The sequence below is a fragment of the Streptomyces sp. NPDC002104 genome (genome assembly GCF_053593795.1).
This window is the reverse complement of record NZ_JBSFDF010000008.1, coordinates 98658-109813: the sequence shown is the minus strand read 5'-3', so window position 1 is coordinate 109813 and position 11156 is coordinate 98658. Positions and strand designations below refer to the sequence as shown.

Annotated in this window: 12 protein-coding genes; 3 read left to right on the top strand and 9 right to left on the bottom strand. The window is 69.3% G+C overall.

What is annotated here, in order from left to right:
* Positions 1 to 35: 35 nt before the first annotated feature.
* The gene (gene arsB / locus ACWCP2_RS09995; protein WP_450908089.1) at positions 36 to 1112 is read right to left on the bottom strand and encodes an ACR3 family arsenite efflux transporter; all 1077 of its coding nucleotides are present in this window, start codon (positions 1110 to 1112) and stop codon (positions 36 to 38) included.
* Positions 1112 to 1423, bottom strand: a complete 312-nt coding sequence (locus ACWCP2_RS09990; protein WP_450908088.1) for an ArsR/SmtB family transcription factor — start codon at positions 1421 to 1423, stop codon at positions 1112 to 1114. The genes arsB and ACWCP2_RS09990 overlap by 1 nt, the downstream gene beginning before the upstream one ends.
* Positions 1424 to 1529: 106 nt before the next feature.
* On the opposite strand from ACWCP2_RS09990, the gene ACWCP2_RS09985 reads away from it, so the two are divergent.
* Positions 1530 to 1952: an arsenate reductase ArsC gene (locus ACWCP2_RS09985; RefSeq protein ID WP_450908087.1), complete on the top strand. Its 423-nt coding sequence runs from the start codon at positions 1530 to 1532 to the stop codon at positions 1950 to 1952.
* A 7-nt stretch (positions 1953 to 1959) separates the two neighbouring features.
* A complete protein-coding gene (gene trxB / locus ACWCP2_RS09980) occupies positions 1960 to 2955 on the top strand; it encodes a thioredoxin-disulfide reductase (RefSeq protein WP_450908086.1) in 996 nt (331 codons plus the stop codon).
* Between the two features lie 122 nt (positions 2956 to 3077).
* On the opposite strand, the gene ACWCP2_RS09975 is transcribed toward trxB, so the two are convergent.
* The 3 genes from ACWCP2_RS09975 to ACWCP2_RS09965 are packed head-to-tail and all read right to left on the bottom strand — an operon-like array spanning position 3078 to position 6513.
* Positions 3078 to 3767: an ATP-binding cassette domain-containing protein gene (locus ACWCP2_RS09975; RefSeq protein WP_450908085.1), complete on the bottom strand. Its 690-nt coding sequence runs from the start codon at positions 3765 to 3767 to the stop codon at positions 3078 to 3080.
* A complete protein-coding gene (gene pstC, locus ACWCP2_RS09970) occupies positions 3755 to 5590 on the bottom strand; it encodes a phosphate ABC transporter permease subunit PstC (RefSeq protein ID WP_450908084.1) in 1836 nt (611 codons plus the stop codon). The genes ACWCP2_RS09975 and pstC overlap by 13 nt, the downstream gene beginning before the upstream one ends.
* A 2-nt stretch (positions 5591 to 5592) precedes the next feature.
* On the bottom strand, positions 5593 to 6513 hold the full coding sequence (locus ACWCP2_RS09965) for a phosphate ABC transporter substrate-binding protein (protein ID WP_450908083.1): 921 nt from the start codon (positions 6511 to 6513) through the stop codon (positions 5593 to 5595).
* A 252-nt stretch (positions 6514 to 6765) separates the two neighbouring features.
* On the opposite strand from ACWCP2_RS09965, the gene ACWCP2_RS09960 reads away from it, so the two are divergent.
* The gene (locus tag ACWCP2_RS09960) at positions 6766 to 7191 is read left to right on the top strand and encodes an ArsR/SmtB family transcription factor (RefSeq protein WP_450908082.1); all 426 of its coding nucleotides are present in this window, start codon (positions 6766 to 6768) and stop codon (positions 7189 to 7191) included.
* A 24-nt stretch (positions 7192 to 7215) separates the two neighbouring features.
* Here the strand turns inward: ACWCP2_RS09960 and ACWCP2_RS09955 are convergent, their stop codons facing one another.
* Genes ACWCP2_RS09955 through aroA form a run of 4 tightly spaced genes read right to left on the bottom strand, consistent with a single transcriptional unit; the run spans position 7216 to position 11124 of the window.
* Positions 7216 to 7923 (bottom strand): glutamine amidotransferase-related protein, encoded by a 708-nt coding sequence (locus ACWCP2_RS09955; protein ID WP_450908081.1) that lies wholly within the window; start codon positions 7921 to 7923, stop codon positions 7216 to 7218.
* Entirely contained in the window at positions 7920 to 8291 is a 372-nt protein-coding gene (locus ACWCP2_RS09950) for a hypothetical protein (RefSeq protein WP_450908080.1), read from the bottom strand. The genes ACWCP2_RS09955 and ACWCP2_RS09950 overlap by 4 nt, the downstream gene beginning before the upstream one ends.
* Complete coding sequence (gene gpmI / locus ACWCP2_RS09945) at positions 8288 to 9817, bottom strand: 2,3-bisphosphoglycerate-independent phosphoglycerate mutase (protein ID WP_450908079.1); 1530 nt, start codon at positions 9815 to 9817, stop codon at positions 8288 to 8290. Before gpmI ends, ACWCP2_RS09950 begins: the two co-directional genes overlap by 4 nt.
* Positions 9814 to 11124 carry a 3-phosphoshikimate 1-carboxyvinyltransferase gene (aroA, locus tag ACWCP2_RS09940; RefSeq protein WP_450908078.1) on the bottom strand — a complete coding sequence of 437 codons (1311 nt, stop codon included), beginning with the start codon at positions 11122 to 11124 and terminating at the stop codon, positions 9814 to 9816. Before aroA ends, gpmI begins: the two co-directional genes overlap by 4 nt.
* Positions 11125 to 11156: the final 32 nt, after the last annotated feature.

The following is an 11156-nucleotide window of genomic DNA, read 5'->3' as shown; positions in this document are numbered from 1 at the left end:
TCAGGATTGGGATGCTGGCGATAGCGGAACGGAGATCAGGCGGCCGTCGTGAACTTCTTGCGCCAGGCCAGTGATACGTAGACGAGCGCGATCAGGACCGGTACCTCGATCAGCGGTCCGACGACGCCGGAGAGGGCCTGGCCGCTGGTGACGCCGAAGGTGGCGATGGCGACGGCGATGGCCAGTTCGAAGTTGTTGCCTGCGGCTGTGAAGGCGAGGGTGGTGGTGCGGTCGTAGGGGAGGTCGATGGCCTTGCCCAGGGCGAAGGTGCCGAACCACATGACCGCGAAGTAGACGAGCAGCGGGAGGGCAATCCGTGCGACGTCGAGCGGCTGCGATGTGATCGTCTTCCCCTGGAGGGCGAAGAGGATGACGATCGTGAAGAGGAGGCCGTAGAGGGCCCAGGGGCCGATCTTCGGGAGGAAGTCCGACTCGTACGCGTCGCGGCCGAGCTTCTTCTCGCCGAGGCGGCGGGTGAGGAAGCCGGCGAGCAGGGGGACGCCGAGGAAGATGACGACGTTGAGGGCGATTTTCCACATGGAGATGTCGAGGTGCTCGCCGTTGCCGAGGCCGAGCCAGCCCGGCAGCAGGTCGAGGTAGAACCAGCCCAGGACCCCGAAGGCGAGGACCTGGAAGACCGAGTTGAGGGCGACGAGGACGGCGGCGGCTTCGCGGTCTCCGCAGGCGAGGTCGTTCCAGATGATGACCATGGCGATGCAGCGGGCCAGGCCGACGATGACCAGGCCGGTGCGGTATTCGGGCAGGTCGGCCAGGAAGATCCAGGCGAGCGCGAACATGACGGCCGGGCCGACGAGCCAGTTGATGACGAGTGACGAGATCATCAGCTTGCGGTCGCCGGTGACGGAGTCGAGCTTGTCGTAGCGGACCTTCGCGAGGACCGGGTACATCATCACGAGCAGGCCGACCGCGATGGGCAGCGAGATGCCGCCGATCTCGACCTTCGCGAGCGCGTCGTTCAGGCCAGGGATCAGGCGGCCGAGTCCGAGGCCGAGGGCCATGGCGAGCAGGATCCAGACCGCGAGGAAGCGGTCGAGGGTGGAGAGCTTCGCGACGATCGAGCTGTCCTCGCGGACAGGCGCGGTCGTGGTCATCAGCAGGCTCGCTTTCGGTTTGTCTCATAGGTGGCGCGAGCGGTGGCGGCCAGCTCGCCGAAGGATTCCGCGAGGGTCTCGATGACCTCGGGCTTCAGCTTGTAGTAGATGAACCGGCCACAGGGCTCGGTCTCGACGACGCCCGCCTCCCGCAGCACCTTCAGGTGGTTCGAGAGGTTGGTCTGCCGTGCGCCGGTTTCCTCCACGAGGTGGGTGGTGCAGAGGGTCTCGCGGGCAAGCAGGGTCACGATCTGGAACCTGATCGGGTCGGCGATCACTCGGAACAGATCAGTGGTGGCTGACGTCATCATGCGCTGATACTCTCACATCATTCGGGACTGACACCAGTCGGCAGTGACCCTTTAGGGGTGCTGTCGGCATGCCGTCCCGTAGCCCCTGCCGATGAAGGAAAAGCTCATGATCGACACCCCGCTCGCGTCCGTGCTGTTCGTCTGCGTCCACAACGCGGGCCGGTCGCAGATGGCCGCCGGCTTCCTGCGGCACTTGGCGGGGGACCGTGTCGAGGTCCGCTCCGCCGGGTCCCTTCCCGGAGATCAGATCAACCCCTCCGCCGTGGCCGCCATGGCCGAACTGGGCATCGACATCTCCGACCAGAAGCCGAAGGTTCTCACCCCGGAAGCCGCGAAGGCATCCGACTACATCATCACCATGGGCTGCGGCGACGCCTGCCCGTTCTTCCCCGGCAAGACGTACCTGGACTGGCAGCTGGAGGACCCGGCGGGCCAGGGCGTCGAGTCCGTACGCCCCATCCGGGACGAGATCAAGGGCCTGATCGAAGGCCTCATCAACGAGATCGACGCGAAGAAGCAGGAGAGCTGACCGCATCATGACGACGACGAACACCGAGGCCGCCACCGACGAGGTGCGCGAGGTCATCATCATCGGCTCTGGCCCGGCCGGATACACCGCCGCCCTCTACACGGCCCGCGCCCAGCTGAAACCCTTGCTGTTCGGCAGCTCCATATTCGTCGGCGGCTCGCTCACCACGACCACCGAGGTCGAGAACTTCCCCGGCTTCCCCTCCGGCATCGACGGCCCGGACCTGATGGACAACATGCGGGCCCAGGCGGAGAAGTTCGGCGCCGAGATGATCGACGACGACGTCGTCTCCGTCGACCTCAGCGGCGAGATCAAGCTGCTGACGGACTCCGGGGGCACCGTCCACCGCGCGAAGGCCGTGATCATCGCGACCGGCTCCGGCTACCGCAAGCTCGGCCTCCCGAACGAGGACGCGCTCTCGGGGCGCGGAGTGTCCTGGTGCGCCACGTGCGATGGGTTCTTCTTCCGTGACCGCGACATCGTCGTGGTCGGCGGCGGCGATACCGCCATGGAGGAGGCCACCTTCCTGACGCGCTTCGCCCGCTCGGTCACCATCGTCCACCGCCGCTCCACCCTGCGCGCCTCCAAGGCCATGCAGGACCGGGCCTTCGCCGACGAAAAGATCTCCTTCGCGTTCGACAGCGAGGTCGCCGAGATCAAGGAGACCGGCGGCATGCTCTCCGGCGTCGTCCTGCGTGATGTCCTGACCGGCGAGACGCGCGACCTGGACGTGACGGGCCTGTTCGTCGCCATCGGGCATGACCCTCGTACCGAACTCTTCGCCGACCAGCTCGAACTGGATGCGGAGGGCTATCTCAAGACCCAGGCACCCACGACCCGTACGAACATCCCGGGCGTCTTCGGCGCCGGCGATGTGGTGGACCACATCTACCGCCAGGCCATCACCGCGGCCGGCTCCGGCTGCGCCGCCGCCCTGGACGCGGAGCGGTACCTGGCCGCGCTGGCCGACGTACGAACGGAAGCCCTCGTGCCGGTCGTGTGACGGACGTTGCCGGGTGCCGTGCCGCCGTCCCGGCAATAGACGCCGGGCCCGTCCATCGTGATTGCGACACGACGGGCCGGGCCCGGTCTTCCCTGCTCTGCTGTTGGTCTTGACGCTCCTGCTCAGGCTGCGACCGAGCAGCGCGTCACGGCTTCCGGCAGCTCCAGGCGCACCGTGCGGTCACAGAGTCGATCCACCTGCGCCGGGTCGTGGGAGACGAGGAGGACCGTGCGGTTGCCGCGGAGTGCGGCCACCGACTCCTCGACCGTGTCCCGGCTGCGCTCGTCCAAGGCGCTGGTTGGCTCGTCCAGCAAGAGGGCGGCCGGTTCCAGCGCCAGTGCACGGGCCAGGCACAGCCGCTGGCGCTGTCCGGCGGAGAGCGTCTGGGCCGGGGTGTCCAGCCGGTTGCAGACCTCGCTCCACAAACCCGCCTCGCGCAGGGCCTGTTCCACACGGTCGCGCAGGTCCGCCCGGGAGGCACGCACGAGGTGGCGGAGTCCGAAAAGGGCGTTGTCCAGAATGCTCCCGCCGAAGACCACGGGTGTCTGCGGCACCAGAACAACGGTGCTGCGCAGGCCGGAGTCGCCCTTGCCATAGCGGATGGGCTGTCCGAGCACCTCGACGTGGCCGCCGCGGGTGAGGCCGTGGGGGAGCAGGTCCACCAGGGCGCGCAGCACCGTGGACTTGCCGGCTCCGGAGGGGCCGCACAGGCCGGTCGTCGATCCCCCGGTCAGCTCGAAGGTGACCGGGCCCACCAGGGTCTTCTTGCCGTCGAGAACCCGCAGGTCGCGGACGGCTATCACGTTGTCCATCGTCGTGCTCCTTCGAAGCGGTTGCGCAAGGCCACCGCCAGGCTGAGAAGTACCGCGGTGATCAGGACCAAGACCAGAGCGCTGCCCCATGCCTGGGCGATCGCCTCCGGGGCACCCGAGTCCTGGGACAGGGTGAAGATGTGCGTCGGCAGTGCCTGCACGGGGGAGTTGACGATCCCCGTCGGCAGGGCCGGCGCCCCGAAGAACACCGTGGCGGTGAAGATCAGCGGGGCCGTCTCACCGGCCGCCCGGGCCAGGCCGAGCAGTAGACCGGTGAGCGTGGCAGGCCAGGTGTACGGGATGACCACCGAGCGGATGTACTGCGTACGGGACAGGCCCAGGGCCAGGGCGCTCTCGGTGAGTTCGGCCGGCATGCTCCGGATCCGGCCCGCGGTGGTCAGCGCGATGACCGGTACGACCACGGGGACCAGGACGATGGCTCCGGCCAGCCAGGACCGGCCCCATCCCATGGCCGAGGAGAAGAGGACGTAGCCGGCCAGGCCCAGCAGGATGGTCGGTGTTCCGCCGATGGCCACGGTGAGGGTTTCGAGGACTCGTGCTGTCCGCGCGGAGGCGTGGGCGCCGATCAGCACGCCCGCCCCGTAGCCGAGGGGGAGTGCGATGAGGGCCGTTGTGAGGAGCAGCAGGAGCGTGCCGAGGATCTGGTCGCGCACACCGCCGCCGGCCGCGCCGGCGGAGGGCGAGAACCAGAAGGCCGGGTTGAGCGCGGAGCTGCCCCGTGTCAGGAGGATGGCGAGCATCCCGACGAGGAGGGTTCCCGGTAGCAGCAGGGCCCCCAGCCGCAGGAGTGTCGTGACCCGGTCCCGCGGAATGCGCAGCCGTGTGGTGGCCTGGCGGCTGCGGAGCCCACGCCTCACGGTGCGGCCCGATGCCCTCCGAGTGCCCCACACCGTGGCCGCGGCGACCAGGACGAGCAGAACGATTCCCAGACCGCACAGCGCCGCGAAATAGGGGCCGGAGGTTCCCGCGAGCATCGGCTCGGGTCCGGCCAGTTTGGTGGTCAGGGTCTGACCGGGATGCACCAGGGAAGAGATGAAGCCGCCGAAGGACTCCGGGAGCCTTCCGTCGGCCCTGCCCACGACGAGGAAGACCGCGATTGCCTCGCCGAGGGCCCGGGCCAGGCCCAGAAGGACGCCGGCGCGCATGCCCGATCGGGCCTGGGGCAGCACGGCCGACCGTACGACCTCACGACGGGTCAGTCCCAGGGAATAGGCAGCCTCCCGGTAGCGGCCCGGGACGGCTGCCAGGGCGTCCACGCTCACGGCGACGATCGTCGGCATGATCATCACGGCGAGGACGATGCCGGCGGCGAGCAGGCTGTCGCCGCCCGGCACGTCGCCCAGCGCCGCGACGAACGGCCGGACGACCATGATGCCGATGAGGCCGTAGACGATGGAGGGGACCGCCGAGAGGAGTTCGATGCTCAGCCTCAGGGGCCGGGCCAGGCGGGGAGGCAGGTACTCGGACAGCGCGACGGCCGCCGACCACCCGACCGGCACGGCCAGCACCAGGGCGAGTACGCACACGACGGCCGAACCGTAGACCATGGCCAGCGCGCCGTACGCGCCGTTCATCGGACTCCACGTCGGGTCGCCGATCAGGTTGCTCCAGTCGACGTCGCCGCTCGCGATGCCGGTCGCGAGGTATCCGATCAGGACCGTCAGGACGAGGACCACTGAGAGCGTCCCGGTGTACACCCATCCCCAGACCCATCGTGCCCGCCCGGGGCGGCTGCCCGCGAAGGGCAGCCGGGACCCGGCGGTCGGGGGCGCCTCGGGAGGGCGCTCCAGAGTGAAGCTCACGGTCACATCCCCATCTGCTCGCGGGTCAGGTAGCCGTGCTTGGGCAGCAGCTTCTGGCCTTCGGGCGAGAGGACGTAGTCGATGTACTGCTTGGTGGAGCCCTTCGGCTGACCGTTGGTGATCATGAACAGCGGTCGGGTCATGGGGTACTTGGAGGACTTCACGTTCTCCAGGGTGGGCGCGACGCCCTCCAGGGGAACGGCCACCAGTTCGGCATGGCCCTCGATGAAGCCGGTAGACAGCGGGCCGACGGATCCCCGGGTGGACTTCAGCTTGTTGAGGGTCTCCAGGTTGCCGCCGACGACGGCGTAGTTGTCCGACTGCGGCGGCGGCGGGGGCTTCTCGCCGGCGTAGACGAACTTGTCGAGCACCTCGCGGGTGCCGCGGCCGGGCTCCTTGTCGTAGACGAAGACCTTCAGGTCCGGGCCGCCCACGGCCGACCAGTTGGTGATCTTCCCTTCGAACAGGCCCTTGACCTGCTCCTTGGTCAGGCTCTTGACCCCGCCGTCGGCGACCTCCTTGGTGACGATGATGCCGACCGCGTCCGAACCGATCTGCGTCGAGACGAAGTCGACCTTGGGGTAGGTCTTGCGGTCCTGGTCGGACAGGGGCTTCGAGCTCAGCGCCACGTTGATCTGGCCCGCGCCGAGCTGGGAGATGCCGCCGGCCGAACCGCCCTGGGTGGCGACCGTGATGTTCAGGCCCTTGGGCTTGAGCGCCTCGGCGGCATCCGCCGCGACGGGGGCGACGGTGGTCGATCCGCTCGCCTGCAGCGCGGCCGAGCCGGCGGCGTCGGTGGAATCCGCGCAGCCCGTCATCAGAGCGGCGAGGAGCAGCGCGGCCGAGGCGGCGTAGCCGAGCCGCTTCGGCTTTCCGGCGAGGAGGGACGGCGCCTGGCGGGGCTCGGCGGTCATGATGGACATGGAGGTGCCTTTGCTGGTGAACAGTGGGGTGATGAAACCTTGAGGACAGGTGAACTGCCCCGGTGATCAAGAGTCTGCTCAGTGGGAGGCCGGGGGAGAAGGGGTTCCGGGTGGCATCAACCGCGTACGGCACCCACCTGCCTTGCGGGGGTCGGAAGCATGGCTCCGCACCGGTTGAACGGCAGGCAAATTATGGGTGAATAGGATCAACGGTGACGTCGGGCGGTTCGTCGGCGGAAGTAGGCTGACCGCATGTCCGCAGAACAGGTGAGCGCCCAGATTTCGGGGCTCCTGCCCTTCATCGACGAGGACCCGACCTGTGGGCCGCCCCTCGATGTCGATCCGCTGCCCAGGCAGCGGGCGGAAGCCCTCGCGGGGAGCCTGAAGGGCATTTCCGATCCGACGCGGCTGCAGATCCTCAGCGTTCTGCTGGCGGCCCCGGAGGGCGAGGCGTGCGTATGCGACCTGACGCCCCTCCTGGGACTGGCCCAGCCCACGGTCAGCTACCACATGAAGATCCTTGTGGATGCGGGGCTGGTGAGCCGCAGGAAGCGCGGTACGTGGGCCTGGTACGCGGTCCGGCCCGAGCGGCGCGCCGTACTCGACGCACTGATCTGGGGCGACGAGGAGCCGGCCGGGAAAACGAAAAAGCCCGGGCTGGTCACGTCGGAGACGTGACCAGCCCGGGGCTTCGTCGGGCTGTCAGGCGGTGATGGCCGCGCCGGCGTTCACCTGAGCGGTGAAAGCCTTGATCAGCGGGTGGATGTTGCCGGGGCCGGAGACCAGCTCCGGCTGGAAGAGCGTGCCGATGAAGAACGGGTGGCCCGGGACCTCGGCGGCGCGGGGGGCGCCTTCGGTGTCCCAGCCGCTGAAGAGCACGCCGGCATCGGCGAGCCGGTCCACGAACTCCCCGTTCAGCCCGTACTTGCAGTGGTACGTCTCGGTCGTCAGCTCGGCGTCGTCGTAGACGGCCGCGAGCCGGCTGCCCTCCGTGAGCAGGAGTGGCGCCTGCTCACCGGCCAGGCAACACGTGAGCGGCACGATGAGCGGGGTCGAGGCCTCCGGGTCGTACTGGACGTCATCCGCGTCGGTCAGGCCGACGACGGTACGGGCGTACTCGATCAGCGCGTGCTGGAACCCTCCACAGGTGCCCAGGTAGGGGATGCCGTTCTCCCGGGCGTGCCGGACGGCGAACAGGACGCCGTTCTTGTTCTCGTAGGGGGAGCCGGGGACGACCCAGATTCCGTCGAAGCCGGCCAGGGACTCGGGGCCGGTGACGGCCTCGCTGGGTACCCACTCGGTGTCCACGTCCAGTTCGGCGCGGAAGGTGTCGAGCCGGGCGTGGGCGGGCGACTTGCCGTGGTCGCCGATCAGCGCGATGCGCGGTCGGGAGCCGGTGGCGGTGGTCATGCGGGCTGCTCCTGTATCGATTCGGTGCGATGGCCGTCGCGGGTGATCCGTCCGAGGCGGACGTGGCCGTGGGGGGCGAGGCGGGCGACGAGCAGGCCGTCGCGCTCTTCGGTGGTGGAGGCTCCGCCGAGGAAGAGCAGCGGGTCGTCGCCGTCCGGCAGTAGTGCCTCGGGGAACAGCTCCTGGTCCTGGTCGGTGCTGTTGCGCACGGTCAGGACGTGCACCCGGCCGTCGGCGCCGCTCGCGAGGTAGGCCTCAAGGGCGGGGCTGCCGGCGTCGACGGCACGTACGTCCGCGTCGTCGGCGAAGGCGGGGGCGAAGACGGTCCCGCCCGGGGTCGGGCGGGTGTCGGCAGGGGGTGCGGTCACAGCAGACTCCGGCCGGTCATGGCCGGGCCGCTCGGGCGGCCCAGCAGGTGGAGGACGGTGGGTGCGATGTCGGCGAGGCTGCCGCCGTCGGCGAGGTGCTCTCCGAGGGACTGGCCGGGGGCCGGGACGACGACCGCGGGCACGGGGTTGGTCGTGTGGCCGCCGTAGGGGAGCGGGGTGCCGTCGGGGCCGGGCTTGAGCATGCGCTCGGCGTTGCCGTGGTCACCGACGAGCAGGACCCACCGGCCTGTTGCCGCGGCAGCGGTCAGGATCTTCTCGACCTCGCCGTCGGTGTGCTCGGCGGCCCGGACGGTGGCGTCATGGTCACCGGTGTGGCCGACGACGTCGATGTTGGCGAGGTTCGCGATCACCAGGGCCACGTCGTCACGCCGGGCGGCGGCGGTGATGGCCTCGGTGACCCGGGCGAGGTTCATCTCGGGCCGGGCGACGTAGTCGGGGGTTGTGTCCGCGGTGATGCGGACATGGTCCTCGACCGCGCGGACGCGGTCGTCGCGGCCGTTCACGTAGTAGGTGACGTGCTCGAACTTCTCCTGCTCCGCGATGCGTACGGAGCGCAGGCCGTGGGATTCGAGTACGTCGGCCAGGCCGCCGGACGCGTCCGCCCGCCCGACCAGGGCGGGGATGACCGCCTTGGTGTCGTACTGGGTCAGGGACAGGACCTCGACGTCCGCGTCGGTGAGGATCTGGACGAGGTCGTCCGCGAGCTGCTGAATGCGGTCGCTGCGGAAGTTCGTGAACAGGACGGTGTCCCCGTCGCGGACGGCGGCGAGCGGCTCGCCGTCGGCGTCGGTGAGCACGGTGGGGGTGACCCACACGTCCCCACTCTCGGCGCTGGCCAGTACCTGCCCGTAGTCGAGGGCGGTGGCACCCTTGCCGTCGGTGATCGCTTCGCTGACCTTCGCGGTCAGCTCCAGGTCGCCGCTCTTGTCGAGGCCGTAGCCCCGGCCCGAGACGGTGGCCAGTGCCCCCACGCCGGTGGAGGCGAAGAATTCCTCGACACGGGCGAGGTAGTGGCCGGCGGTGCCGTCGGCGACGTCGCGACCGTCGGTGATGGCGTGCACCCACACGCGCTGCACACCGCGGGACGCCGCGATGGTCAGGAGCGCTTGGAGGTGGTCGACGTGGGAGTGGATCATTCCGTCGGAGACCTGACCGACGAGGTGGAGCGCTCCACCGTCGGACGCGAGCCGGTCGAGGGGTTCGGTCAGGCGGGGGTTGTCGCGGAGCTCCCCGCTGTCGATCTGCCGCTGGACCAGGACGCTGTCGTAGTCGAGCGGCCGGCCGGCCCCGATGACCATGTGGCCGATCTCGGAGTTTCCGACGGTGCCGGGCAGCAGACCGACGTGCTCGCCGGATGCCTCCACGAAGGTGGAGGGGTGCTCGGCTGCGATGGAGTCGAGGACGGGGGTGTGGGCGTTGGTGAGCGCGTTGCCAGCGCCGGGGGCTGCGTGGCCCCAGCCGTCGAGAACGAGCAGGATCCCGTTGGTGGCCTGGTCGCCGCTCATCGCAGGGTGTCCAGGGTGTTCCAGAAGGCCGGGAAGGACTTGGCGACGCAGCCGGGGTCGTTGATGACGACGCCGGGGGTGCGCAGGCCGATGATCGCGAAGGTCATGGCGATGCGGTGGTCGTCGTAGGTGTCGATGACCGCGCCGCGCGGGGTGCCGCCGTGGATGGTCATGGCGTCGGCGTACTCGTCGACGGTGATGCCCATCTTGCGGAGCTCGGTGGTGACGGCCGCTATGCGGTCGCACTCCTTGACGCGCAGGCTCGCGATGTTGGTGATGTGTGTCTTGCCCTGAGCGAAGGCCGCGACGGCGGCGAGGGACGGGACGACGTCGGGCATGGCGTCCATGTCGACCTCGATGCCGTGCAGTTCACCGCCCCTGACGGTGATCGAGTTCTCGGCGATCTCGACGTCGGCGCCCATCCGGCCCAGGACCTCGGCGAGGCCGACATCCCCCTGGTGCGAGGTCGAACCGATGCCGGGGATGGTGACCCGGCCGCCGAGGATCGCGGCGGCGGCGATAAAGTAGGACAGGCCGGAGGCGTCGGGCTCGACGACGGCGTGACCGCCCTTGAAGGACTGGCCGGCCGCGACCTTGAAGCGGCGGTAGCCGTCGCGCTCGACGGTGATGCCGTGCTCGGCGAGGGTGGCCAGCGTCATTTCGACGTACGGCTTGGAGACGAGCTCGTCGACGATCTCGATCTCGGTGTCCTGCTGCGCGAGGACCGAGCTGATCAGGATCGAGGAGGTGTACTGGGAGGAGATGGCGCCGGAGATCTTCGTCTTGCCGCCGACGAAGTTGCCACCGGTGACCTGGATCGGCGGGGAGCCGTTGCCACGTACCGCGACGGCCTGAACGCCCAGGCCCGGGAGGGCCGCGAGCAGGTCACCGAAGGGGCGCTCCTGCATACGGGTGTTGCCGGTGATGGTGGTGATCCCCTCCGCGAGACCCGCCATCGAGATCAGGAAGCGCAGCGGCGTGCCGGCGCCGCCGACGAAGATGTCGTCCTCGGGGGCGACCATCGGCTTGCCGGTCGGGGTGAGAGTGAACCGGTAGTTGTCGTGGTCCACCTCGACGCTGACGTGCCCGAAGGAGGCGACGGCGTTGGCGAAGAAGATGGTGTCGTCGGAGACGAGTGCGCCGTCGATCACGCCGGTCTTGCCGTCGAGGGCGGCCAGGGCCGCGATGGCGATCTGCCGGTTGGTGTAGCTCTTCGAGCCGAGGACCTTCACCTCGTGGTCGATCGAGTCGATGGTCTCGACGGTGAGCTGCTCGGCCTTCAGACGGGGGTCGTTGATACCGCTCATGGGATGGAACTCCTGGTGCTGGTGTGTGATCT